At 37.9% G+C, this 25,195-nt stretch carries 24 protein-coding genes; 23 read left to right on the top strand and 1 reads right to left on the bottom strand.

Annotation, left to right across the window (positions count from 1 at the left end; all coding sequences use genetic code 11):
* Positions 1–21: 21 nt before the first annotated feature.
* The 13 genes from AR334_RS17140 to AR334_RS17080 all read left to right on the top strand — a co-directional run bounded on the left by AR334_RS17140 (position 22) and on the right by AR334_RS17080 (position 13,998).
* Positions 22–1,521: a lipopolysaccharide biosynthesis protein gene (locus AR334_RS17140; RefSeq protein ID WP_066314108.1), complete on the top strand. Its 1,500-nt coding sequence runs from the start codon at positions 22–24 to the stop codon at positions 1,519–1,521.
* Between the two features lie 83 nt (positions 1,522–1,604).
* Positions 1,605–2,789, top strand: a complete 1,185-nt coding sequence (locus AR334_RS17135; RefSeq protein WP_082692994.1) for a glycosyltransferase family 4 protein — start codon at positions 1,605–1,607, stop codon at positions 2,787–2,789.
* Positions 2,790–2,801: 12 nt separating this feature from the next.
* Entirely contained in the window at positions 2,802–3,620 is an 819-nt protein-coding gene (locus AR334_RS17130) for a glycosyltransferase family 2 protein (RefSeq protein WP_066314105.1), read from the top strand.
* A 78-nt stretch (positions 3,621–3,698) separates the two neighbouring features.
* Positions 3,699–4,511: a 6-hydroxymethylpterin diphosphokinase MptE-like protein gene (locus AR334_RS17125; protein WP_066314103.1), complete on the top strand. Its 813-nt coding sequence runs from the start codon at positions 3,699–3,701 to the stop codon at positions 4,509–4,511.
* Positions 4,512–4,542: 31 nt separating this feature from the next.
* Complete coding sequence (locus AR334_RS17120) at positions 4,543–5,295, top strand: 3-deoxy-manno-octulosonate cytidylyltransferase (RefSeq protein ID WP_066314101.1); 753 nt, start codon at positions 4,543–4,545, stop codon at positions 5,293–5,295.
* On the top strand, positions 5,288–6,904 hold the full coding sequence (locus AR334_RS17115; RefSeq protein WP_066314099.1) for an aldolase catalytic domain-containing protein: 1,617 nt from the start codon (positions 5,288–5,290) through the stop codon (positions 6,902–6,904). Before AR334_RS17120 ends, AR334_RS17115 begins: the two co-directional genes overlap by 8 nt.
* 16 nt (positions 6,905–6,920) lie before the next feature.
* The gene (locus tag AR334_RS17110; RefSeq protein ID WP_066314098.1) at positions 6,921–7,574 is read left to right on the top strand and encodes an HAD hydrolase-like protein; all 654 of its coding nucleotides are present in this window, start codon (positions 6,921–6,923) and stop codon (positions 7,572–7,574) included.
* A 32-nt stretch (positions 7,575–7,606) separates the two neighbouring features.
* A complete protein-coding gene (locus tag AR334_RS17105; RefSeq protein WP_172799246.1) occupies positions 7,607–8,971 on the top strand; it encodes a glycosyl hydrolase family 28-related protein in 1,365 nt (454 codons plus the stop codon).
* A gap of 48 nt (positions 8,972–9,019) precedes the next feature.
* The gene (locus tag AR334_RS17100) at positions 9,020–10,216 is read left to right on the top strand and encodes an ATP-grasp domain-containing protein (protein WP_066314092.1); all 1,197 of its coding nucleotides are present in this window, start codon (positions 9,020–9,022) and stop codon (positions 10,214–10,216) included.
* A gap of 28 nt (positions 10,217–10,244) precedes the next feature.
* Positions 10,245–11,336: a GNAT family N-acetyltransferase gene (locus tag AR334_RS17095; RefSeq protein WP_066314085.1), complete on the top strand. Its 1,092-nt coding sequence runs from the start codon at positions 10,245–10,247 to the stop codon at positions 11,334–11,336.
* A gap of 19 nt (positions 11,337–11,355) precedes the next feature.
* A complete protein-coding gene (locus AR334_RS17090; RefSeq protein ID WP_156431302.1) occupies positions 11,356–12,192 on the top strand; it encodes a tyrosine-protein phosphatase in 837 nt (278 codons plus the stop codon).
* A 79-nt stretch (positions 12,193–12,271) separates the two neighbouring features.
* A complete protein-coding gene (locus AR334_RS17085) occupies positions 12,272–12,886 on the top strand; it encodes a sugar transferase (protein WP_066314079.1) in 615 nt (204 codons plus the stop codon).
* Positions 12,887–12,924: 38 nt separating this feature from the next.
* On the top strand, positions 12,925–13,998 hold the full coding sequence (locus tag AR334_RS17080) for a carboxylate--amine ligase (RefSeq protein ID WP_066314078.1): 1,074 nt from the start codon (positions 12,925–12,927) through the stop codon (positions 13,996–13,998).
* Between the two features lie 85 nt (positions 13,999–14,083).
* Here the strand turns inward: AR334_RS17080 and AR334_RS17075 are convergent, their stop codons facing one another.
* On the bottom strand, positions 14,084–15,142 hold the full coding sequence (locus AR334_RS17075) for a lactonase family protein (protein WP_066314077.1): 1,059 nt from the start codon (positions 15,140–15,142) through the stop codon (positions 14,084–14,086).
* 170 nt (positions 15,143–15,312) lie between these two features.
* Here AR334_RS17075 and AR334_RS17070 point away from each other — a divergent pair, with 170 nt between their 5' ends.
* The 10 genes from AR334_RS17070 (at position 15,313) to AR334_RS17025 (ending at position 25,109) form a co-directional block, all read left to right on the top strand.
* Entirely contained in the window at positions 15,313–17,247 is a 1,935-nt protein-coding gene (locus AR334_RS17070; RefSeq protein ID WP_066314075.1) for a BglG family transcription antiterminator, read from the top strand.
* 21 nt (positions 17,248–17,268) lie between these two features.
* Positions 17,269–17,586, top strand: coding sequence for a PTS sugar transporter subunit IIB (locus tag AR334_RS17065; RefSeq protein WP_066314069.1), 318 nt, complete (start codon positions 17,269–17,271; stop codon positions 17,584–17,586).
* A 242-nt stretch (positions 17,587–17,828) separates the two neighbouring features.
* Positions 17,829–18,134, top strand: coding sequence for a PTS sugar transporter subunit IIB (locus AR334_RS17060; protein ID WP_066314066.1), 306 nt, complete (start codon positions 17,829–17,831; stop codon positions 18,132–18,134).
* 13 nt (positions 18,135–18,147) lie between these two features.
* On the top strand, positions 18,148–19,467 hold the full coding sequence (celB, locus tag AR334_RS17055) for a PTS cellobiose transporter subunit IIC (protein WP_066314064.1): 1,320 nt from the start codon (positions 18,148–18,150) through the stop codon (positions 19,465–19,467).
* Between the two features lie 82 nt (positions 19,468–19,549).
* Positions 19,550–19,867 (top strand): PTS lactose/cellobiose transporter subunit IIA, encoded by a 318-nt coding sequence (locus AR334_RS17050; protein WP_066314061.1) that lies wholly within the window; start codon positions 19,550–19,552, stop codon positions 19,865–19,867.
* Between the two features lie 20 nt (positions 19,868–19,887).
* Positions 19,888–21,210: a 6-phospho-beta-glucosidase gene (locus tag AR334_RS17045; RefSeq protein WP_066314060.1), complete on the top strand. Its 1,323-nt coding sequence runs from the start codon at positions 19,888–19,890 to the stop codon at positions 21,208–21,210.
* Between the two features lie 52 nt (positions 21,211–21,262).
* On the top strand, positions 21,263–21,967 hold the full coding sequence (gene chbG, locus AR334_RS17040) for a chitin disaccharide deacetylase (protein ID WP_066314059.1): 705 nt from the start codon (positions 21,263–21,265) through the stop codon (positions 21,965–21,967).
* A 91-nt stretch (positions 21,968–22,058) separates the two neighbouring features.
* Positions 22,059–23,498, top strand: a complete 1,440-nt coding sequence (locus AR334_RS17035; RefSeq protein WP_066314056.1) for a glycoside hydrolase family 1 protein — start codon at positions 22,059–22,061, stop codon at positions 23,496–23,498.
* Positions 23,499–23,510: 12 nt separating this feature from the next.
* Positions 23,511–23,777, top strand: a complete 267-nt coding sequence (locus AR334_RS17030) for a phosphocarrier protein HPr (protein ID WP_066314053.1) — start codon at positions 23,511–23,513, stop codon at positions 23,775–23,777.
* A gap of 75 nt (positions 23,778–23,852) precedes the next feature.
* Complete coding sequence (locus AR334_RS17025) at positions 23,853–25,109, top strand: sugar efflux transporter (RefSeq protein WP_066314047.1); 1,257 nt, start codon at positions 23,853–23,855, stop codon at positions 25,107–25,109.
* Positions 25,110–25,195 lie beyond the last annotated feature (86 nt).

Raw genomic sequence — 25,195 nt, 5'->3', positions numbered from 1 at the left:
GAAATAAATGAGGGTATTATAATGCCTAAGGGTGATTCATTAAAACAAAAAGCCATAAAGAGTGTATTTTGGAGCATAGGTGATCAATTTGCGAACCAGGGAATTCAATTTATCTTGCAAATTATTCTGGCTCGAATATTGCTCCCGGAACATTTTGGCATTATTGGAATGATCTTGGTATTTGTGCTTATCTCTAATATCATTATTGAAAGTGGCTTCTCTCAAGCCTTGATTAGGGAACAAGAAGCCACTCAAGCAGATTATTCCACTATTTTTTATTTTAATTTGTTGTTATCTCTTCTGTTATATGGCGTTCTATATGCCCTAGCTCCTATGGTTAGTGCATTTTTTAATGAACCGCAGATAATTCTGATTCTGAGAGTCCTCTCATTAAGCCTTATTATGAACGCGCTGAGTATCATACAAAGAACACTGCTTGCAAAGAAAATTGATTTTAAATCTCAAACCATCATAAACCTAATTTCAGGTGTTTTATCCGGTGTAATCGCTATCGGTTTAGCCTTATGGGGTTTAGGAGTTTGGAGTCTAGTAATAAAGACCCTATCGTTGCAGCTTTTTCAATTGATATTTTTATGGGGATTTAATAATTGGAGACCTTCGTTAATTTTTGAGTTTAACTCATTAAAGAGGTTATTTGGATTTAGCTCAAACCTTATGCTATCTGGATTAATCTCAGTTATCTATTCTAATATATACTTTATTGTCATTGGGAAGATTTATTCAGTTACTCAACTTGGATACTATACAAATTCGGTTAAAATAACCGAAGCAGCCTCACTGTCAATAACATCAGCACTACAGCGGGTGACTTACCCTATACTTAGCACGATCCAAGATGAAGATGAAAGGCTTAAGTATAGTTTTAAGAAAATTATAAGAGTTTCAGCGTTTATTAACTTTCCGTTAATGGTGGGTTTAGCGGCTATTGGAGATTCGCTTGTTTATGTTTTATTTGGAGAAAAGTGGATGCCGATGGTGATTTACTTTCAATTATTATGTATTGCAGGAATGTTATACCCTTTGCACGCGATTGATTTAAATATTCTTCAAGTGAAAGGGAAGTCAAATCTTTATTTACAGTTGAATATCGCAAGAAAGGTAACCCTGACTCTGTTAATCATAGGTGCTGTTTTTTTAAAGATAGGTGTTATTGGATTAATTGGAGTGATTATCTTGCAAACATATATTGATTTTATATTAAATAGCCATTTTGGAGGCAGGGAGATTTCTTACTCTACAATTGAACATATAAAAGATATCACGCATATCTATATCATTACTTTTACAATGGGAGTAGTTGTTTATTTAAGCGGTGTCTTTTTACCGGTAAATCATTATTTAAAATTATTCATTCAATTGATGCTTGGTCCCGCCTATTACATAGGGATTAGTAAGTTTACAAAGGTTGAAGAATTAAAAGTAGTCATGGATATCATCTACCCATTATTTAAAAGGTTCTTAACTAGAAAGAATGAAAGAGTAATCAATCATAATATGTGAGATTTACTTTCGAAACCTGTGTAAACAGGTTTTTTTTCTATTCTCTTTTTTTATCAACGAATCAAAAAGGAAGGAGAAGGTATATGAAAATTTTAATTGTGACCACAATTTCTAATACTGTTAATGCCTTTTTAATTCCTCATATAAAATTTCTGATTGAAAAGGGAAATGAGGTTGAAGTTGCTTTTAATACAGTGGAAGCAGTAAGCCCGAAATTATTTGAACTTGGTTGTTATGTACATCAAATAAAGTTTCAACGAAATCCATTGAAAAAAGAGAATATCACAGCGTACAAAAATATTAAAAAAGTAATTTTAGATGGTGAATATGATTTTGTTCATGTTCATACTCCTGTTGCTGCATTCTTAACCAGACTAGCCTGTCGCAGTATCAAGAATATTACAGTACTTTACACTGCGCACGGCTTTCACTTTTTTAAAGGTGCCCCAAAGAAAAATTGGGCAATCTATTATCCGATAGAAAAAATTGCTGCAAGATGGACTGATGGAATCATTACGATTAATGATGAGGATTATCGAGCCGCTAAAAAGCTAAATATAAAAAAATGTGATTCTGTTTATAAAGTAAATGGAGTCGGTCTTGATTTGAATAAATTCTTTCCACGATCACCAGAGGAAAATGCTCACTTGCGGAAACAGTATGGATATGATGACAAAGCTTTTATTCTAATCTATGTGGGAGAACTCAATCATAACAAGCATCAAGATTTGTTAATAACTACGGTCAATATGTTAAGGGGGAAAATTGAAAATATTAAACTTTTACTTGTAGGAGGAGGGAATCTTTTAAATCATTATAAAGAATTAGTAAGCCGATACGAATTGGAGGAAACTGTTCATTTTTTAGGATCTCGCGATGATGTTCATAGTTTGATGGCCATATCCGATATTGCAGTCTCAACATCTAGGCGTGAGGGTCTTCCCGTAAGCGTCATGGAAGCTATGGCGACAGGATTGCCAATAATTGTAACGAATTGCAGGGGAAACCGTGACTTAGTAACAGATGGAGAAAATGGTTTTGTTATTAATTATGATCCATGGGAGTGTGCCGATGCTATTGAGAAACTTTACCACTCAAATGAATTGAGGCAAAGGTATGGTAAAAACAGCAGGACACTGATTAAAGAGTATGCTTTAGACATTGTTATAAGTGAGCTTGAGGAAATTTATCTTAAACATAAATTAATAAATAATGTAAATATTTACGCTGATATTCAAACTCCCGACAATCTAAAGAAACTGAGTTAACGGGGTGGCATTTTGAATAAGAAAGTATCTATCATTATGGGGATTTATAATTGTGAGCAGGTGTTAGCAGAGTCAATTGAGTCAATCGAAAAACAAACATACGTAAATTGGGAATTAATTATGTGTGATGACGGTTCTGTTGATCGAACATATGAAATAGCTGAGCGGTATGCACAGAATAATGGAAGAATAAAATTACTTAAAAATAAGCAGAATAAAGGGTTGGCTCAGACACTGAACTATTGTTTGCAGCACTGTACAGGCGACTATATTATGCGCCATGATGGCGACGATATTATGCTCGAAAACAGAATTGAGAAACAAGTGAACTATATGAGTGTCCATGCATGTGATGCAGCTGGCGGAGGGGCATATTTATTTGATGATAATGGTGTATGGGGCGAAAGGCAATTAAATAAGAAACCGGGTAAAGAAGTTATGATAACGGGTACGCCTTTTATACACCCTACGGTCATAATGAAACACGATAGATTACTTGAGGTAGGAGGGTACTCCGATAACCAATTTACAAAACAACGATTGGAAGATTATGATTTATGGCTAAAGTTTTATGAAAAGGGCTTTATTCTCGAAAATATGGAGGAGCCATTAATTTACTTTCGTGAAGATCAAGATTCCTATACACGGAAAAGCAGGAGATTTAGATTGACAGAGACGAAGGTGAGACTTAATGCATGTAAACGCCTAAAGATTCCCTATATAAAAAGATTTCTAGCTTTTAAACCATTACTTGTCATGTTAATCCCAAAAAATACTCTAAGAAAATATCATATTTTGCAAGCAAGTCAAAAAAGCTATCACACAAGATAATAATTTTTCAAATGCAATCATTGAAATGGAGCAAAGCGTGTCGGATATCCTGGCTAAAAAGAAGGTGTAAAACAATTGATGAATGCCAAACAACTTTTGAAAAAAGTCCGCAGCCGTCTTGTTTATATTAAGTGGAAAATTCAATACTATCTTTCTAATTCATCTAAAAAAATAAAAACATTAAAAAATAAACACAGCGGAGAAAGATGTTTTATTATTGGCAACGGTCCAAGTTTGACACCTGAAGATTTAAATCTTATCAAAGACGAAACTACCTTTGCTTCTCATAGAATTTTCAATATCTTTGAACTAACAGAATGGCGGCCGACGTATTATATTGGCCAGGATGTTACCTTACTTAAGGAAATAAGCCAACATGCTAAAAATGTTGTGGCAGATTATAAGTTTTTAACAATACAAGTTCAAGATATATATAAATCAATTTTTAACGATGCCATCTATTTCTTTTTACGGTCAACAAACTTTTATCCTAATTTGCCAAAATTTAGCACAGATGCTAGCAGGCAGTTATATGAAGGATACTCAGTTACATACGGAGCGATTCAATTAGCTGTCTATATGGGGTTTAAGGAAATATATCTACTTGGAGTGGATTTTAATTATTCATTGACAGTTGATCATGGGGGGAAAATAACAAAAACAGATGGTGTTAAGGATTACTTTTCCAATGATAACAACATAGGGCTGAATTTACCCAATTTAGAACTATCTTTGTTAGGTTTTCAAGCTGCCGAAAAATTTGCTAAGGAAAATGGTTTTTCCATAAAAAATGCAACTAGAGGAGGAAAATTAGAAGTATTTAAGCGTGTTAGGTTAGAAGATATCGTAAGTAATAAAGATAATTGTGAAAAATTAGCAGCAGTTGAGTAAAAATATTATAGGCGAAGGGGTCAACAATATTATGAAGATTATTGGTGTTATTCCAGCAAGATATCATTCTTCAAGATTCCCGGGTAAACCTTTAGCGGATATTTGCGGCAAGCCAATGATTTGGTGGGTTCATAAGCAACTTAAAATGGTAGCTGAATTAGATGATGTCTTTGTTGCAACAGATGACCCGCGAATTCAAAATGTCTGTGATGAATATGGAATGAAAACGATTATGACCTCACCCAGCCACAAAACCCATTTAGATCGGCTTTTTGAGGTTTCTACAAAAGTAAATGCGGATTTTTATATTAATGTGAATGGTGATGAACCCTTAATTGAGGCTAAGGAGATTAGGAAGATTATCCCGAAAGTGATAGATCCCAATTCATTGTTTGTTGCCAATCTTATGACAGAGCTTAAGAACCCCTTGGAAGCAGTGGATTTTTCCAAAATAAAGATTGCAACGGATATCAATGGTTATGGATTGTACATGGCAAGAAGCCCCATTCCGTATCCGAAAGGGACATATAATTTTGTTTATAAAAAGTTTGTTGGTGTCCAATGTTTTACAAAAAGCGCCCTGGAATTCTGTTACAAAGCCAAAAGGGGGCCATTGGAAGCTGCTGAAGATATTGATGAGTTTAGATTTTTGGAAAATGGGCAAAAAATTAAATTTATTGAAGCAGAAGTTCAGACTTTATCAGTGGATACTCCCAAGGATTTAGAAGCGGTTAACTTGATTTTAACAAATCAATTAAAACAGGGAGATTATGTCTATGAGTGAGATTATGATTCTTGATTGTACCCTTCGTGATGGCGGTTATATTAACGGGTGGAATTTTGGAGAGAGAACAATAAAAAGAATCATTTCAAAATTAACAGAGTCCAAAATTGATATTATTGAGTGCGGCTTTATTGAAGAAGGTGGTACCAACCCTAACAAATCCTTATTTGAAGGCGTAGAAAGAATTAAAGAATATATTGAGCCTAAAAGAGAAAGTACAACTTATGTAGGAATGATCGCGCAGCCGTATATTCCGATTGATAAAATTTCTGATTATACTGGCCGTTCTATTGATGGTATTCGATTAACTTTTCATGAACATGAAGTGGAAGAAGCCATGACCTATGGACAGGAATTAATCGAAAAGGGATATAAGGTATTTATTCAACCGGTTGGAACCACAAGTTATTCTGATTCAAGCTTATTGGAATTAGTGGAGAAAGTTAATAAGTTGAAACCGTATGCTTTTTACCTGGTAGATACCCTCGGAATCATGTATAAAAACGACCTACTCAGAATGTTTCATTTATTGGATAACAATTTGGTTCAGTCCATATCCATTGGGTTTCATTCACATAATAACCTTCAATTATCTTTTTCCAATGCACAGGAGCTATTGATGCTTCATACAAAAAGAAATATTATCATCGATTCTTCTGTAATGGGTATGGGAAGAGGTGCAGGAAATCTTTGTACAGAGCTGGTTACAAATTACATTAACGAAAATATAGAAGAAAGGTATGATACTATCCCTTTGTTAGAAATCGTTGATGAACATTTAAGCCATATTTTCACTGAGACAAAATGGGGGTATTCAATACCCTATTATCTTGCAGCAGTAAATGGCTGCCATCCTAACTATGCTTCCCACCTATTAAATAAACAGACGATTTCAGTAAAAGCAATCAATGCCATCTTGAAACAATTACCAAATAAAAAAAGAGACCTCTATGATAAAAGCTTCATAGAAGATTTATATATCAACTATCAAAGTAACTTTGTATATGATGCTGACGATCTACATTTAATAAAAGAAATGATATCTGGAAGGGAAATCCTTATTATTGGGCCTGGAAAGTCGATTGAGCTGGAAAAGGAAATGATAAATGATTTTATTCAACGATTTGACCCGTTTGTATGTAGTGTCAATTTTATCCCTGATTCATATAAAGTTGATGCAGTTTTTATCAGCAACCTAAAGCGATTTGAAAGTATAGCAGAGGAATTAACCGATAAAGCTGCAAACACTGCTCTAATTACAACATCTAATATTATTAAATCTAAGGAGATTCATTCATTAATCGTAAATTATTCAGATTTACTAATAAATAATCCAGTTATTTCAGATAATGCAGGATTAATGTTAATAAATCTTTTTCATCGATTATTTGTAAAAAGACTGTATTTGGCGGGTTTTGACGGCTTTAGCATAAATAAGAACAGTAACTATTTTTCTGTTGATATGAACAATAATGCAGGTCTAGAAAATCTGATAAACATTAATGAAGAGATCACTAATTACTTGTCATTGCTTGGAAAGAAAATTGATATTCAATTTATTACAAAGACAGTTTATAGTGACACTTCTATTGACACTATTTTGCAATAGGTTAAGTGGAGGAACTATGAAATATTCTATGGTTATTTTCGATTTGGATGGCACGTTACTCGATACTTCTCAAGGTATCATGTTGGGTGCGAGTTTTACAGCGAAAAAAATGGGTGCTCCAGAGTTATCGCCTGATAAGCAAAAAAGCTTTATTGGTCCGCCGCTCTTGGATTCTTTTATTCGAGAATGCGGCCTTTCTGAAAATGAGGCCAGAACTGCAGTAGAAATATATAGGAAAAGATATAAAGAAAAAGGATTATATGAGGCAAAGCATTATGGTCAAATAGAAGAATTGCTTGTTTATTTAAAAAAGGCAAATTATCAAACTGCGGTAGCTACTCTGAAAATGGATGCCTTCGCGAAGGAAATTTTGAATCACTTTGGCCTGGAACAATATTTCGATTCAATAAAAGGAATTGATGAAAAAGATACACATTCTAAGTCCGATATCATATCAATGTGCTTGAAGGAATTAGACCAAGGTAATCCTGCAAAAGCAGTCATGATCGGCGACAGTATTTATGATGCCATAGGGGCTGAACAACTGGGAATGGACTTCATAGCTGTAACGTATGGATATGGATTTCAAACTAAAGAAGAAGCTTGTAAAAGTAAAAACGTATTTATTGCTGAATCTGTTAGAGATATTATTACATTTTTTGAAGTTTAATCATGGTGATGACTTTCCTTACGGAGCTTAAAATGAGAAGAATAACTTTTATTATTCTAGGCTTACTTCCACTACTATTTTTTTTGTTTTCCTGTGCTAATCATTTAAACAGGACAGTAAGTTTCAATGTAAAGGACTATGGTGCAATGGGTGATGGAGCAGCAGATGACACGATTTCATTTCAAAAGGCGATTAATGCCGTTGCAAAAAATGGCGGCGGAGATGTTTACATTCCATCGGGAACATATATTTTACAACCTATTTATCTGAAATCGAATGTCAATTTAGTAGGAGAAAGTCGTGATACGGTTAAGATAAAATTAATCGATCACGCATCTGAATGGTCACGAATTGTTACTGTTGAAAATGCTGAAAATGTAAAAATTCAGAATATCACCTTTGATGGAAATTATAAGATGAATAAAACTGGAAATGAACATATGCATGACATTTTCATCTACGATAGCAAAAACATAGTTATTGACAATAATCGGTTAATAAATGCAGTCGGAGATGGAGTATCGGTTTCAGGTTCAAGGAAAACAAGTAAGTACATCACAATATCAAACAACCTCATTGAAGATTGTCATCGGGCGAACATTGTTATTGAACAGGTAAACCATATAAAAATCTATAACAATATAAGTAAATCTAAAACGGGCAAGCCGGTACTGCATTTTGAGCCCTGGGAAGAAATGAACTTCTCAGATGCCAAAATTTATAAAAATACATTTGAGACAAATCAGGAACCTGATTATTATTCAATTCAACTTCGTGGTGGATGGGGAGAAGGGAACTATTTTAATGAAATAGAATTTTATCATAATACAGTAAATAGTCCTGATGCCGAATTTCTTGTGATGGTGACTAAGGGCGCAAAAATCCATGATAATATCCTTAATGTGGCTAATATTTACATTTGGGTCCAGAATGAGGATTTGAATTTTTATAGAAACAAAATTAATTCTCATGATGGATTTGTCATTGAGGGAACATGGGGAATGAATTCCAAACGAACCACCATTGCAGATAATACTGTAACTCTTAATGGGGGGGATGCAATTAGGATTTTGCTTGGTTCACAAGATACAATCTTCAAAGGAAATACTTTTAATAATAAAGCAAAAACCCATAAAGCTGCCTATATGAATGCAAGACTTACAGATATTTCAAATACAGACTTCATTGACAATACATTTACTAATTTTGAATATGGAATTGTGACAGATAATGACCAAAATAAATATGTAAATGGTTTAAACATAAAGGGGAATACCTTTAAAAACATTAAAAAGCATTCCATTTATGCACCAATGGAATCCAGCAGGTCTGTTAGTGTTGGAAAAAACGTATATATTAATGCGGGAGCCATATTTGTAAAGGAAAAAGATTTTTAGAGAGTTAGTCATTCAATTAGGTATTTAGGTTAAGGGAGCAGTGTAATTATGAAAAAAATATTATTTCTAGGTGGTACTGCTCAACAAATTCCCGCTATTAGATATGCCAAGGAAATGGGTTACTATACAATACTATGTGATCGTCAATCAAATACACATTGTCAAAAATATTCGGATGAGTATTATTGTATAAGTACAACAGATAGAGAGGGAATTTTGGAGATTGGCAGAAAAAGAGAAGTTGATGGAATTGTTGCTTTCATCTCTGATACTGCTGCTTCAATAGCTGCCTTTGCAGCAAATAAGTTAAATTTGCCGTCCCATCCATATGAATCAGTATCTATACTAACAAATAAGGAGCAATTCAGGAAATTTCTGCGCGAAAATGGATTCCCCTGTCCAAGGGCAGATAGCTACAAAGTATTTAAAGAAGCAAAGAAAGATTTAAGTAACTTCCACTTTCCTATCATGCTAAAACCTGTAGATTCATCAGGTAGCAGGGGAGTCACTCGTGTTGATTCAATAACGGACTTTGAGGGAGCCTTTGAAAAAGCTCTTTCGAATTCAAGAGAAAAAACGGTCATTGTCGAGGAATTTATCGAGATGAACCATGATTATCAAATTGGCGGGGATGTTTTTATCATTGATGGCCGCCTTGAGTTCTGCGGTTTTTTAAATTGCCACAGAAATAAACAGGTAAATCCCAATGTTCCAGCAGGTAAAAGTTACCCGTTATTTCTGGAAAAGGCGAGAACTAGTTTAGTCCGCTCGGAGCTGCAAAGACTGATTGATCGATTAAACCTTAAAACTGGCGCCTTAAATATCGAAGCCATTATTGGCCGCGATGGGAAGGTCTACTTCATTGATATTGGACCCAGGAATGGCGGGAATTTAATCCCCGACTTTTTGAAAATCATAACCGATATTGATTTTGTAGGGGCAACTGTAGAGGCTGCATTAGGCAATAAAGAGCTCAAGGTAAATTATGAGCCTAAGGAGGAGTTTTATTCCAGCTACACAGTCCATTCCGCCAAACCGGGAAAGTTGGAGGCTATACTATTCAAGAATGGAATTGAAAATCATATTATTCATAAAGAAATTTATAAGGAAAAAGGCGACAAGATAGAGGCGTTTACTGACGGAACGAAGGCGCTCGGATTTGTGTTTTTGAAGTTCAAGGGTTTGGAAGAACTTAAAGAGAAAATGAATCATATTACCGAATATATTAGTGTCCAGGTAAGCTAGATTTTTATTTGTAATTTGAGGTGGAACAATGAGTTACTATTTTCAAGTAATCGAGTCAACCCACGACTGGGAATTTTTATTGAAAACCTTCAAAGACCCGGATGTCTACTATACTCGTGAATATGGAAATATATTCGCAAAAATGGAAATTGGGCAGCTACATGCTGCTTATTATAAAGATGGATTATCAAAGGTATTCTATCCATTTATAAAAAGGAAAGTTGATTGGGCAGGCGAAGAAATTTATGATATTGTAACTCCCTATGGCTATGGGGGGCCTCTGCTGGAGGGAAGCGGGCAATCAATCAGATCATTTTATGATTGTTTTTCAGATTATTGTAATGAAAACAATATCATAACGGAAACCATTAGATTCCATCCGATCATTCGAAATTATGAAGTTTGCAAAAGTATCATGGATGTGGCTTATATAAGAAAAACAACAGCAGTTGATCTAACCTTATCAATTGAAGAAATTCGGGAACATTACTCCGTCATGAATAAAAGAAATTTAACGAGGGCCAGAAAAGGGGGCCTCTTTTGTTTTTTAGCAGAAAATACGGCGGAAAATATCCGACAATTCATAGGGCTATATCAGGAGACGATGAACCGGAATCAAGCAGACGGATTCTATTACTTTACCGAGGATTATTTTTTTCAACAAATGGAGAGTACCAGCATAAGTGACAGCTATTTATTGTTTGCAAAATATAAAAGCGAAATTGTTGCAGGAGTCTTGGTAATGAAGGGTCTGCACTTTTCACATTACCATCTTGGGGCTTCCAAGACCTCGTATTTACACCTAAAGCCTAATAACCTGTTATTTGATTTTATGATTGAATTTTGCCAGTCAAAGGGATCAACCTTGCTCCATCTTGGCGGCGGTTACCAAGAAAATGACGGATTATTCAAGTTTAAATCTTCGTTTACCAATAACAATAATTTTGAGTATTTTATAGGTAAAAGGGTCTATAATCAGGAAATTTATAATAAAATTATCGAGGATGTAAAAAGCCGTTATAAGGTAAATGAACAATATTTTCCAATATATAGAGGCAAAAGGGAACAGCTTATTGACCTCTCGAGCAAGCCTTTAAACTTATCCGAGCGTTCGTTTTAGTGAAGGGATTAATCCTACATTGGAAAGGAAGACAGAAATGATTGTCGATATTCATAACCATATCCTATACGGGGTGGATGATGGACCGCAAACGCCGGATGAAACAATCTTGTTGGCCAAACAGGCTGTAGCTTCTGGAATTCACCATGTTATTGCAACACCCCACCATAAGCATCGACATAAACATGCTTTCTATGAAAACGATTATAGGAAGATATTGATATTAGTAGAGGAAGTAAATATTTTACTTCAGAACCAAGGAGTTCCCTTAACTGTTTATCCGGGAATAGAATTTCACCTCCATGACCAGATAGAACATGATATTGAATATAATTTAGAGCATTTTTTAACGCTTAATAATACAGGGAAATATTTGTTAATAGAGCCCCCTTGCAGCTATTTGCCGACCAATACCGAAGAGGTTTTATTAGAATTGAAGCGGAAGGGATATTCTCTTATTTTAGCCCATCCGGAGCGGAATAAAATTTTGAGAAGATATCCGGAGAAAATTTTTAATATGGTCCGACAAGGAATTCTAATGCAGGTAACGGCCAGCAGTTTATTAGGCAAAGATGGCAAGAGATTGCAGAATTTTTCCAGGTATATATTCAATCATAATCTTGTCCATTTGATTGCTTCTGATGCCCACCACTTTTCCCGCCGCAAATTTGAATTGGTATCAGCCTATAATTGGATAGAAGAAAATTATACCGCTTCTGATCGCTCATATTTTATGGAAAATGCTGCCCATATTCTAGACGGTTCAGATATTAACATGAAGGAGCCAAAATTTATTAAAAGAAAACTTCAGTACTTTTTTGTCCCTCATCAAACAATTCAAACGGAACAGGCGTGAAAGAAAAGGGGTGAGTACCTCCTGTTAAATGATAGCCAATTATTCACGGTATCTGTCAATTATTAAGGGGGAAATGGCATTGAAACGTATCATAGACTTAGTGGGAGCTGTGGCAATATTAGTTGTTTTTTCACCGATTATACTGCTGGCTGCCACAATGATTCAAATAAGAATGGGTTCGCCAATTTTATTCAAGCAACTTCGACCGGGACTCCATGGGAAACCATTTTATATTTTTAAATTTAGGACGATGATCGAAAAATGGGATGAAAACGGGAAGATGCTCCCGGGAAAATATCGGTTAACCAAATTAGGAATCTTGCTTAGAAAATACAGTCTTGATGAGTTGCCGCAACTAATTAATGTCATTAAGGGGGAATTAAGTTTAGTTGGCCCTCGGCCCTTATTAATGGAATATCTTCCTTTATATACAAAAGAACAAGCAAGAAGGCACGATGTCAAACCAGGAATAACCGGATGGGCTCAGGTGAATGGACGTAATGCTATTAGTTGGGAGGAGAAATTTCAATTAGATGTTTGGTATGTTGATCATCAGTCCCTGTGGCTTGATCTAAAAATATTACTATTAACCGTTAAAAAGGTCATCAAGAAAGAGGGAGTGAGCGCTAAAGATCATTTCAGCATGGAGAATTATAGGGGTAAATCAAATAATCAAGTAAAAAATATAAATTAATCGAGCTGAAAGATACCTTAATGATGGGGTGCTTAACCATGGAGAAAATCTTAATAACAGATGTCGGTGTTGCTCCTGCGGAAAATGTTATTAAATCTTGGCAAGCTTCTGCATATAAAAACGAAGTAATTGGTGTATCAAGAAACCCTTATAATCTCTACTCTTCCAAAGCTGATGTAAAACGACATATTCCCTATGAATTTGCATTTGGGGAAAATTATAAAGTATCATTATTGAAAATAATAAAAAATGATAAACCGAAATTGGCAGTTTTTATGAATGATAGAGAAATCTTGGAGGCTTCAAGGATTCGGGAAGCCATCTTGGCAACAGGGACTAAGTTATTTATGCCTGACCATGATGTTATTGAAACATGTACAGATAAATTTAAATCATACACAAAGTGGGAATCCCAGGGTATTAAGGTTCCTCAAACTATGTTTATTAATGATGACAAAGACTTGGGGATAGCATTTAAGAAATTGGCGGACAGCGAGGGGAAAATATGGATCCGTTCAATAGTAGGGGCAGGCGGCAGAGGCGCCTTGCCAACTAATGATTATGAATTTGCAAGGAATTGGATTAATTTATATAATGGCTGGGGTCAATTTACTGCATCAGAATTGCTCCAGGCTGATAAAACGGCTACTTGGTTATCGATTTGGTATGAAGGTGAATTAGTGGTAGCCCAGACCAGAAGAAGAAAGTCTTGGGGATTTGCCAATCGGACTTTATCTGGAGTAACGGGTATCACAGGTGTTGGGGAAACCTTTAGTGATGATATAATAAATAAAGTGGCTTTAGACTCGATACTGGCTATCGATTCCAAACCTCATGGTGTATATGGGGTAGACATGACCTATGATAGAAACGACTTTCCAAATCCTACTGAAATAAATATGCGTTTTTTTACTACTTGTTACTTTTTTACGGAAGCTGGCCTTAATATGCCTGAAATCTATAAAGATATCATTTTATCTCAAAAATTCCCATCTCTTGAGAAAAAAATTAATCCGCTGCCAGATGGGTTACTCTGGATTAGAGATATGGACCGTGAGCCGGTTTTAACAACCGAGGAAGAAATTAATTTGACAGTAAAAAAGCCGGGATAAGCCATTATAAGCTTATCCCGGCTTATGGATAGACATGTTATTTGTTCAAGTTAGGATTTGTCCAAGAGCCTATCCTGGCTTGAATTTAAAAACGCAAAAACTTCACACAAACCGCCTCAGGCGCCTTAACCCCAGCCTGCAGCAATGTCAACCGCCCAGAATCCTCATCCCGCGCAAACAGCGCCAAAGTCCCCGACTCTTGATTCGAAGCCACAATAAATTTCTCAGAAGGATCCAATGCAAAATCCCGTGGCCAATCGCCTTCAGTAGATGTGAGCTCAATAAACGCCAATTCACCAGTTTCCCCATTTACACTAAACACCGCAATACTGTTATGCCCGCGATTGCCCGCATACACAAACCGGCCGTCCGAGGAAATATGAATCGCGCTTCCCTGGTTATTTCCCGTAAAATCCCCCGGCAAAGTAGAAATATATTGCTTCTCGGAAAAATGGCCAGTTTCGGAATCGTAGTTTAATGCGACGACTTCCGAGCTGAATTCTGTCATCACATAAGCCCATTTTCCATTAGGATGGAACGTAAGATGGCGCGGTCCGCTTCCAGCTTTCAAAGGCAGCAGTTTAACCTTCGTTAAGGTCCCGTCATCGCCGACGTTATATGTAATTAATGCATCGGTTCCCAATTCCACAACCGCCAAGTACTTTTCATCCGGAGTCAGTCCAGCATAATGGGTATGGGCTTTTTCCTGGCGCGGGTCCGGACCGCGGCCTTCATGCTTAATCACCGATACAGCAGGAGAAATTGAACCGTCTTCTGGGTTAACCAAATGTGATTCAACCGAGCCCTTATGATAGTTGGCTCCAAACACAAACTTGCTATCACTATCCACACTCACATGACATGGAGGAGCACCTTCGCTCACTTCGCGATTAATAGCTGTTAATTCCCCGTTATCCCCAACAGAAAATGCTGCAATTCCACCATTGTCGCCTTCTTTCGCAACAGCATATAAATAGCGATTGTCCTTGGTGATATTTAAATATGTAGGATTACTTAGTTCTGCAGCAAGCTTCACATCCTCTATTGTTCTTTCCAAGGTATTTAACATAAATGTGTAAATTCCCTTACTTTCCCCTTTGGTATACGTTCCGATATACCCTATATAACTCTCATTGTTTGTCATTTCTTAGGCACCTCGTTAAATAAAAATAATCATACATTCATATCATAACCCAAAAATCATTTTTCACCATATTGAAACGACTTTGCGGTGTTTCACCTTTATAAATAATGGTATGATATGTTTAAATGCAAAAAACGACGGGATTTGACATCAGAAGCGGGGGTTTTAATATGTTAAACACTCGAATGACGGTTATTATACGTGAGCTAATGAAAGCGGATACTACAGTTACAAGTGAATACTTGGCCAAAGTGCTTGATGTCACTTCAAGGACAATTCGAAATGATGTCAGGGAGCTTGAGTCCATAATTGCTGACTTTGGTGCGGAAATTAAATCAATTCGCGGGTCAGGTTATCAGTTGATTGTGCAAGATGACCATTTATTCCGCCAATTACTGCAAGAAGCGGCAGATAACAAATGGGAGCAAAATGGTGAGGTACCAACATTGCCGGAGGAACGGGTACGTTATGTCATCAAGCGGTTGCTGCTGTCGGAAGAATATATAAAGCTTGATGATATCGCCGATGAACTATTTATCAGTAAGTCCACTCTTCAAAACGACCTTAAGGATGTCAAAGACGTTTTTCGCCGCTACGGGATTTCATTGAAGAGCAAGCCGAATTTTGGCTTAAAGGTAAAGGGTGAAGAATTTAATCTGCGTTTATGCATAGCTGATCATATTTTTAACAATATCGAAAATGAAATGGATATTGACAACAACCATGTTCCGTTATTTCTAAAAGATGATTTAGATACAATTAGGAAGATCATCTTGGATAGAATAATTCAACATAATATCGCCTTATCAGATATTGGGTTAAATAATCTCGTCATACATATCGTTATCGCCTATAATCGAATCAAAAATGAAAAGTATGTTTCCATGGTTACGCAGGAATTGGCAGAGTTGAAAAAGCAACAACAATATCTAGTTGCTCAGGAAATTGTTAACGAGCTCCAACATGAATTAGGGGTAGCTTTTCCTGAAGAGGAGATTGCCTATATAACCATACATTTGCTAGGTACAAAAATGGTGACTGAACTTCATTTGGATGAAACGAAAATTCAAGGAATCATCGATCAGCAAATATATGAAATAGTAAAGGAAATTATTGATACCGTTGCCGATGATCTTCATTTAAATATTAAGGACGACCATGAATTGTTTGTTGCACTAAGCCTGCATTTACGGCCGGCGATTCATCGCTTCCAATATGGGATTAACTTGCCGAACCCACTGCTTGACGATATTAAAGCAAAATACCCAGCGGCATTTCAGGCTGCCGTCATTGCGGGAATTGTTCTGAAGCGAAGACTTAATATTGAAATTAATGAAAATGAAATGGGCTATTTGGCACTGCATTTGGGGGCCGCCATGGAAAATCAGAAAATCGACAACACGCCGAAAAAATGCATGATCGTTTGTGCATCAGGTGTAGGAAGCGCAAGGCTCCTTGCATCGAAAATCCAGTCGAAGTTCGGTTCGAGAATTGAGATTGTCGGTACGACCGATTTCTATAAAATTGGCAAAATTCCTCTGGATTCTCTGGATTTCTTGATTAGTACTATACCCATTCCCCGGGATATGCCTATCCCGGTCATTCAAGTCAATACCATTCTTGGTGGTTCGGATTTGGATAAGATCGAAATGGTCATTACCGAAAGCCTTAACCAAAGACTGAAGTACCTAAAGGAAGAATTGGTATTCCTGCAAATGAATTTTGCCACCAAGGAGGAGGTCCTGAAGTTTCTCGGGGACAAACTGCAAACACTAGGACTTGTAGACGACCAGTATCTTGACAGTGTTTTTGAACGGGAAACGTTATCGCCAACAAGCTATGGGAATTTTGTAGCGATTCCACATCCATTAACGCCCAAGACAGATTCTACGTTTTGGACAATCTGTACATTGCAAAAGCCAATTGATTGGTGCGGGAAACGAGTTCAATTTGTCTGTCTCCTAAATGTTGAAAAAAATAGCTCTACGGATTTACAAAGCATGTACGATTTGTTAGTGCAAATAATCGATGATAGTCAAGTGGTGCAGCAGCTGATTAAATGCAAAACATTTAAAGAATTTGAGGCGATTTTTCGAAAAGCTTAACCGCTCTATCTGGAGGGAAATATGAATATATTATTATGTTGTTCAGTAGGTATGTCTTCAAGCCTTTTGGTATCCAAAATGAAAAAAATCGCTTTGGAGCAAGGGATTGATTGCAAGGTTTGGGCTGTCGCAATTGATGCTGTATCCAAACATATTGATGAGGCGGATGTCCTATTGTTGGGTCCGCAGGTTCGCTACTTGCTTCCTGATTTCAAACGCGCGGGTGAGGAAAAAGGAATTCCGGTTGCGGTTATAAATTCCGTTCACTATGGAACAGTCAACGGTACAGAAGTATTTAAATTCGCCAGACAATTATATAACTCAAAAAATGAAGGATGAGCTGCTGCGCTTATCCTTCTTTTGCATTAGATTAGAGGCTTTTGCATTTTTCAAATAATTCTTTCTAACCATTTCCGTTGCGTAACGGAAAAAGGTTGTGTGTAAATGAAAGCGTTTTTATTTTATGATTAAGACATCAAGAGGGAAACAACTTAGAGAGCAAGATGAATCAGCCATTATTCAAATTATTTTAGCGATGACTCTCTCTCTTGAATAAATACTTTTAGGGGGAATTACCAACAATGAATATCTTATTATGTTGTGCAGCAGGAATGTCCACAAGTCTTTTAGTAACAAAAATGGAAGCGTATGCAAAAGATCAAGGAATCGAAGCGAAAATTTGGGCAGTAGGTGCCAGTGAAGTAAATAACCACATCGACAACGCCGATGTTCTTCTACTTGGACCACAGGTTCGTTACTTACTTCCTAAAATGAAAACACTTGGAGCAGAAAAAGGGATTCCAGTGGATGCAATCAATCCAGTTCATTATGGAATGTGCAATGGTCCAGAAGTAGTGAAATTTGCCCAAAATTTAGTGAAAAAATAAAGGAGTGGATTAAATGAGCAAAGTTAATAATTTCCTAGAAAACAAGGTTATGCCGGTTGCAGCCAAAGTTGCAGGTCAGCGCCACCTTCAAGCATTGCGTGACGGTCTTATCCTTACAATGCCATTATTAATTATTGGTTCACTTTTCTTGGTTATCAGATGGCTTCCGTGGTTCGGCGACCCAGAACGTCAATACATGATCACAAACGAGTTCTTACAAAACATTTTGAATTATCCATACGATGCAACATTTAACACAATGGCCCTTGTTGCAGCCTTTGGTATCGCCTACCGGCTGGCGGAAAGTTATAAAGTGGACGGGCTTACCGCAGGTGCTGTGTCACTTGTAACATTCTTGATGGTAACACCTTTCAAAACTGTGTTTACTCTTGCCGATAACAGTACAGTAGACGTTGGTGGTGTTATCCCAACCGCTTTAACAGGTTCAGGCGGATTGTTCGTTGCCATTATTGTTGCTCTATTATCAACAGAAATTTATCGTTTTGTCGTTCAAAAGGACATCATTATCAAAATGCCTGATGGCGTACCGCCAAGTGTATCGAAATCATTCGTAGCCTTAATTCCTGGTTTTGTTGTCATCATCATTTTCTGGTTATTGCGTATTGGAATCGAACAAACCGACTTCCAAAGTGTTCACAATATTGTTAGAGACTTGCTGCAACAACCAATTAGCAAATTAAGTGGAACTCTGGTTGGTATGTTAGTCGTTGTATTCTTAGTTGAAGTGTTATGGACAACCGGTCTTCACGGTGCAAGTATTGTCGGTGGCGTAATGAGCCCAATCTGGCTTCAAGCTGCCGCTGAAAATGCTGCTGCAATGCAAGCTGGGAAAGAAGTTCCTCACATCTTTACCGGACAATTCTACGAGATCTTTGTTCACGTGGGTGGTTCCGGAGCAACTTTAGCTCTTGTTTTCGCAATGGTATTATTCGCAAAGAGCCAGCAATTGAAGCAATTAGGCCGTTTATCAATTGGACCTGGTATCTTTAACATCAACGAACCGATCACATTCGGTATGCCAATTGTTATGAACCCAGTTATGATGATTCCGTTTATTTTAACACCAATGGCGATTGTCATTTCCACATGGTTGGGTATGGAATTCTTCGGTGTGGCAAAGCCGAATGGAGCAGTTCCGCCATGGACAACTCCTATCTTCTTAGGCGGTTTCTTGGCAACAGGTAAGATATCATCGATTGTTATGCAGCTTGTAAACTTTGCAATCGCATTTGCCATTTACTTCCCATTCATGAAGGCATATGACAAAACATTGGTTAAGCAAGAAAACGACGCAAAAAATAACGCAGCATAATGAAATTGACTTGAAAATTGAATTAGGGCTTGCCAATCGGCAGGCTCTTATTCTTTGAAACTTCTATAAAGGTGTGAGCATAATGACAAAAGAAGAATTATATGGTTTAAGTTTCCAATTAATTTTACACAGTGGCAACGCCAGAAGCCTGGCTATGGAGGCCATCTATGCTGCAAAGGATAAAAACTTTGACGAAGCAAATGAAAAATTAAACGAGTCTGAAAAAGAATTGAACGAAGCTCATCATTTTCAAACACAATTAATTCAAGCCGAGGCAGGCGGGGAAAGCTTCGACATTCCCATCATTCTGGTTCATGCCCAAGACCATTTAATGACAGCCATGACATTGAAAGATCTAGCAAGGGAATTAGTGGAAATTCGTCAAGAAATGAATAACTAGAACGTCAGGAGGTTTTTTAATTGACTAAACAAACACTTAAAATCGCCACAATCGGCGGAGGATCCAGTTATACTCCAGAATTGGTGGAAGGATTTATCAAACGATACGATGAACTGCCATTACGTGAACTATGGCTTGTCGATGTGGAAGAAGGCCGCGAAAAGCTTGAAATCGTAGGAAATCTGGCAAAGAGGATGTTTGAAAAAGCTGGTCTTCCGGTTGAAGTTCATTTAACTATGGACCGCCGTGCAGCCTTAAAAGATGCTGATTTCGTTACCACTCAATTACGTGTTGGACTTTTGGAAGCTCGTGCAAAAGATGAGCGGATTCCGCTGAAGTACGGCGTATTGGGGCAGGAAACAAACGGACCTGGCGGACTATTTAAAGGTCTTCGTACGATTCCAGTTATCCTTGATATCGTTAAAGACATGGAAGAGCTTTGTCCGGATGCATGGCTTGTAAACTTTGCAAATCCAGCTGGAATGGTGACAGAAGCAGTGCTTCGTCATAGCAACTTCCGTAAGGTTGTAGGTCTTTGTAACGTACCAATCGGTATGGAAATGGGGATTGCCAAGCTTTTAGATGTTGATCATTCCAGAGTACGAATCGATTTTGCCGGTTTGAACCATATGGTTTACGGTCTTGATATTTATGTTGATGGTATCAGTGTGAAAGACAAAGTAATTGACATGTTGACTAACCCTGAAAACACCAGCTTTGTTAAAAATATTGAGGGTCAGGGCTGGGAGCCTGAATTTATCAGAGCATTGGGTGCCTTAACTTGCCCTTATCACAACTATTATTACAAAATGCCAGAAATGGTTAAGAAAACGATTGAAGCCGCTGAAAAAGAAGGAACTCGTGCTGAAGTGGTTAAGCGTCTCGAAGATGATTTGTTCGAATTATACAAAGATCCTAACCTGAACATTAAGCCGCCTCAATTGGAGAAGCGCGGTGGTGCTTACTACTCCGATGCTGCAGTTCGTTTAATTTCTTCTATGTATAACGATAAGCGCGACATTCAGCCTGTCAACACGATGAACAATGGTGCAATTGCCAGCATACCAAATGATTCCGCTGTTGAAGTAAGCTGTATCATTACTAAAGATGGTCCTAAGCCAATTACAATGGGTGACATTCCGGTTGCTGCCCGCGGTCTTGTTCAACAAATCAAATCGTTTGAACGCATCTCAGCTGAGGCAGCAGTTGAAGGCAACTATGACAAGGCCGTTCTTGCTTTGACGATTAACCCGCTTGTTGCAAGCGACAAGCTTGCTAAGCAAATCGTTGATGAAATGCTTGAAGCCCATAAAGATTACTTGCCACAATTCTTCAACAAGTAAAAAATTTAGGACCTGAGCTTTCAGGTCCTATTTTAAAATAGGGGGAAAGAACATGATTAAATTAATTGTAAACAGCGACGATTTTGGTTATTCAAGAGCGATTAATTTCGGTGTCATTGATGCACATAAGTATGGGATCTTAAATTCAGCTACGCTTATGACCAATATGCCGGGTGCGGAGCATGCATTTCAACTGGCAAAAGAAAACCCTGAACTCCAAGTGGGTATACATCTTGTTTTGACATGTGGAAAGCCGCTTACTAACGTACCTGATCTTGTTGATGAGGATGGCTATTTCAAAAAGAATAGCATTATCTTTAATGATCCGAATCTTAATGTTGAACAAGTTGAGCAGGAATGGACAGCACAAATTGAAAAATTCCTTGCTTCCGGGGTCCCTCTTACTCACATGGATTCACACCATCATGCACACGGTATCCCGCTTCTGCTTCCAGTGGTTCAACGACTTTCGAAAAAATACAATTTGCCAGTACGCTGCTCTGGTGATGTTAAAATTGAAGGAGTTCCTGCATTTTCGGATGTTTTGACAACTGATTTTTACGGGGAAACACTTACATTTGATTACTTTGAAAAATTGGCCGACCGTTTTCCAGATGGGACAGTGGTAGAGGTAATGGCTCACCCTGGATATCTTGATTCATCAGTACTTACTGGTTCATCTTATAATGTACACCGAGTAAAAGAGCTTGAGATCCTAACGACTGTCAAGCTTCCGGACAATATTCAACTTGCCTAATCGTTAAAGACAAATCATAGTTCCGGTGTATGATTACACCGGAACCAACTTAGTATATTTAATTGACTACATAGTTAAGGAGAGAAATGCTATGATACATGAAAATCTAAAGCCATTTCCTGCTGGTTTTTTATGGGGGTCGGCATCAGCAGCCTATCAGGTAGAAGGAGCCTGGGATACAGACGGAAAGGGGCCATCGAACTGGGACCAGTTCGTCAGGATTCCTGGCAAAACCTTTAAAGGGACCACAGGCGATGTCGCCGTTGACCACTACCACCGCTATCAGGAAGACGTGCGGTTAATGGCGGAAATGGGACTGAAGGCTTATCGTTTTTCAGTGGCGTGGAGCCGTATTTTTCCGACTGGAAAAGGGGAAGTTAACGAGAAAGGGTTAGAATTTTATAATAATTTGATCAATGAATTAATAAAGTATAAAATTGAGCCGATTTTGACAATCTATCACTGGGATTTGCCGCAGGCGCTTCAGGATGAATATGGCGGTTGGGAATCACGGCAAATCGTTGAGGACTTTACAAACTTTGCTGTCACCCTTTATAAAAACTACGGCGACCGCGTCAAGTATTGGGTCAGTCTAAATGAGCAAAATGTATTTACTGGGCTTGGCTATAAAACGGCGATGCACCCGCCAGGAGTCAAGGATGAAAAGCTATTCTACCAGGTCAATCATCATGCTAATCTGGCTAACGCCAGTGCCATCAAGGAATTCCGCAAATATGTCCCTGATGGGAAAATTGGCCCGAGTTTTGCTTATTCTCCTGCCTATCCCGCAAGCTCCAAGCCTGAGGATATTTTGTCAGCAGAAAATGCTGAGGAAGCAAACAGCCACTGGTGGATGGATGTATATGCCTGGGGCGAATATCCAAAGTCTGCATGGAATTACTTGGAAAGCAAAGGGCTGGCACCAAAGCTTGAAAGTGGCGACCTCGAGTTATTGAAGGAAGGCACACCTGATTTCATGGGCGTGAACTATTATCAAACTACCACCTATGAAAAAAATCCTTTAGTAGGTGGGGTGACGGAAGGAACCTTTAATACGACCGGTAAAAAAGGAACATCCCAGGATACTGGGGTTCCAGGGTTGTATAAGACCGTCAAAAATGATAATCTGGAACGGACAAATTGGGATTGGAATATTGACCCAACGGGACTTCGTATTGGTCTGCGCCGCATCACAAACCGTTATAAGCTACCAATTTTAATCAGCGAAAACGGCCTTGGAGAGTACGACAAGCTGGAAGACGGCGATGTTGTCAATGATGATTATCGGATTGATTACCTTCGGTCTCACTTAAAAGCGGTTCAGGAGGCGATTACCGATGGAGTGGAAATGCTCGGTTATTGCACATGGTCCTTTACAGACCTGTTAAGTTGGCTGAATGGCTTCCAAAAGCGTTACGGCTTCGTGTATGTCAATCAGCATGAAGAAGGCGACCATGACCTACGCCGGATTAAAAAGAAGAGCTATTTTTGGTATAAAGAAGTCATCGAAACAAACGGAAAAGACTTATAGGAGGGCAATATAATGGCAGAAAAAACATTTACAGTAATCGATTCAGCAGGGATCCACGCACGTCCGGCAACTGTTTTGGTCAGTACGGCGTCAAAATTTAAATCAGAGGTTACGATCGCTTATAAGGAAAAGCAAGTAAATCTAAAATCAATTATGGGAGTCATGTCCCTTGGAATTCCTAATGGAGCCGAAATCAAGATTAACGCAGAAGGTGAAGATGCGGACGCGGCCATTCAGCAGCTTGAGGAAGTATTGAAAAAAGAAGGCTTGGCCAACTGATTTATGATTGTAAAGGAAACCCCTTACATGGAAATTGCCCGTGTAAGGGGAATTTTTATGATGGGATGATGGGACATGGAAAATAAAGTTTTATCCAATGTCAAAGAAAAAGCGGTTTTTGTGTGGAAGATTCCATCGTTTCCGGCCCTATTTTTAATTAACTTTATTTTCGGGCTATCAACCTCATTTTTCCTGCCATTTTCCTCTTTGTTTGGTATTGATGAGGTGGGAATGAGCAATATTGGATTTGGGGTGTTTATGACAATCACTGCTATAGGCGGGGTTGCCCTCAGTACTTATATCGCCAAATTGTCAGATACGAACATAAGCCGAAAAAAGCTGTTGGTTTTAACCGCGCTTTCGGGAATTGTGGGTTATGGCTTATATGCTTTTTTACGAAATTACTTTGCGTTGATGATTACGGGGTTTTTTGTGCTCGGTGTAACAGCTGCCGCAGTGCCACAGTTATGGGCTTACGCTAGGGATGTGCTAACACAGTCTAGCATTGCAAAAGAAGATACTCCATTTGTGATGAATGTATTTCGGATGTTTTTTGCTTTGTCCTGGACGGTGGGGCCTGCTCTCGGCGCATGGCTGCTTCAGGCCGGCGGTTTTAAAGGGTTATTTTTATTTGTGGTAGCTGGTTATCTCCTCGCACTTATAGCCATTATCTGTCTCTTAAAGGATGTATCCAGTCAACAAGTTTCAGTTCGGGCGGAAGTGCCATCGGTAAGCAAATATGTGAAAAGGCCGTATATTTTTGGTTATTTGGCTGCGGCATTTTTACTTTCTACCGCAACTTCCATTCACATGTTAAATGTGCCACAGTTCGTCACCAAGGTATTGCATGGTACCGAAATGGATGTCGGGATTATTTTTAGTGTAGCGCCAGTTTTTGAAGTGCCATTGATGGTCTTGGTCGGGATCTGGGCAACAAAAATTGATAATGCCATATTAATTAAAATAGGCTTTTTCACTGCATTTCTTTACTTTTTGTTGTTTGGCTTTGTCAGCGAGCCGTGGCAAATCTATCCGCTCCAGTTTTTGAGTGCTGCACAGGTTTCGATTACGGCAGGGATTGCTATATCTTATTTTCAGGATTTCATTCCGGAGGCACCTGGTACAGCCACAACCCTTTATATGAATACCACACAAATCGGCTCAACTGTTGGTTATTTGCTGTTCGGCTTCATTTCGGAACTGATTAGCTATGGACACCTCATTTTTATCTATACTATCTTTGCTGGTATGGGTCTAGCATTTCTGTTCCTATTTAGGAAACAAAATACAACTAGTTTTGACAGCGGAAATGATAGAGTTTCTAATTTATAAAGGCTATTAACAGTACCTTATGTTTGCATTCTTGATTGAGATACGTAATATTTATATTAGCTGGTCAAATCATTATTTGAAGGGGT

The organism is Bacillus sp. FJAT-29814 (assembly GCF_001510715.1).
Lineage (GTDB): Bacteria > Bacillota > Bacilli > Bacillales > Cytobacillaceae > Neobacillus.
This window is presented reverse-complemented; position numbering and strand designations above follow the sequence as displayed.

Coding starts and splice junctions, on each gene's coding strand:
- AR334_RS17050 (WP_066314061.1), top strand. CDS start 19,550: ATGACAAAAGAAGAATTATATGGTTTAAGTTTCCAATTAATTTTACAC.
- AR334_RS17070 (WP_066314075.1), top strand. CDS start 15,313: ATGTTAAACACTCGAATGACGGTTATTATACGTGAGCTAATGAAAGCG.
- AR334_RS17075 (WP_066314077.1), bottom strand. CDS start 15,142: ATGACAAACAATGAGAGTTATATAGGGTATATCGGAACGTATACCAAA.
- AR334_RS17065 (WP_066314069.1), top strand. CDS start 17,269: ATGAATATATTATTATGTTGTTCAGTAGGTATGTCTTCAAGCCTTTTG.
- AR334_RS17140 (WP_066314108.1), top strand. CDS start 22: ATGCCTAAGGGTGATTCATTAAAACAAAAAGCCATAAAGAGTGTATTT.
- AR334_RS17035 (WP_066314056.1), top strand. CDS start 22,059: ATGATACATGAAAATCTAAAGCCATTTCCTGCTGGTTTTTTATGGGGG.
- chbG (WP_066314059.1), top strand. CDS start 21,263: ATGATTAAATTAATTGTAAACAGCGACGATTTTGGTTATTCAAGAGCG.
- AR334_RS17095 (WP_066314085.1), top strand. CDS start 10,245: ATGAGTTACTATTTTCAAGTAATCGAGTCAACCCACGACTGGGAATTT.
- AR334_RS17105 (WP_172799246.1), top strand. CDS start 7,607: ATGAGAAGAATAACTTTTATTATTCTAGGCTTACTTCCACTACTATTT.
- AR334_RS17110 (WP_066314098.1), top strand. CDS start 6,921: ATGAAATATTCTATGGTTATTTTCGATTTGGATGGCACGTTACTCGAT.
- celB (WP_066314064.1), top strand. CDS start 18,148: ATGAGCAAAGTTAATAATTTCCTAGAAAACAAGGTTATGCCGGTTGCA.
- AR334_RS17100 (WP_066314092.1), top strand. CDS start 9,020: ATGAAAAAAATATTATTTCTAGGTGGTACTGCTCAACAAATTCCCGCT.
- AR334_RS17135 (WP_082692994.1), top strand. CDS start 1,605: ATGAAAATTTTAATTGTGACCACAATTTCTAATACTGTTAATGCCTTT.
- AR334_RS17120 (WP_066314101.1), top strand. CDS start 4,543: ATGAAGATTATTGGTGTTATTCCAGCAAGATATCATTCTTCAAGATTC.
- AR334_RS17060 (WP_066314066.1), top strand. CDS start 17,829: ATGAATATCTTATTATGTTGTGCAGCAGGAATGTCCACAAGTCTTTTA.
- AR334_RS17080 (WP_066314078.1), top strand. CDS start 12,925: ATGGAGAAAATCTTAATAACAGATGTCGGTGTTGCTCCTGCGGAAAAT.
- AR334_RS17030 (WP_066314053.1), top strand. CDS start 23,511: ATGGCAGAAAAAACATTTACAGTAATCGATTCAGCAGGGATCCACGCA.
- AR334_RS17125 (WP_066314103.1), top strand. CDS start 3,699: ATGAATGCCAAACAACTTTTGAAAAAAGTCCGCAGCCGTCTTGTTTAT.
- AR334_RS17115 (WP_066314099.1), top strand. CDS start 5,288: ATGAGTGAGATTATGATTCTTGATTGTACCCTTCGTGATGGCGGTTAT.
- AR334_RS17025 (WP_066314047.1), top strand. CDS start 23,853: ATGGAAAATAAAGTTTTATCCAATGTCAAAGAAAAAGCGGTTTTTGTG.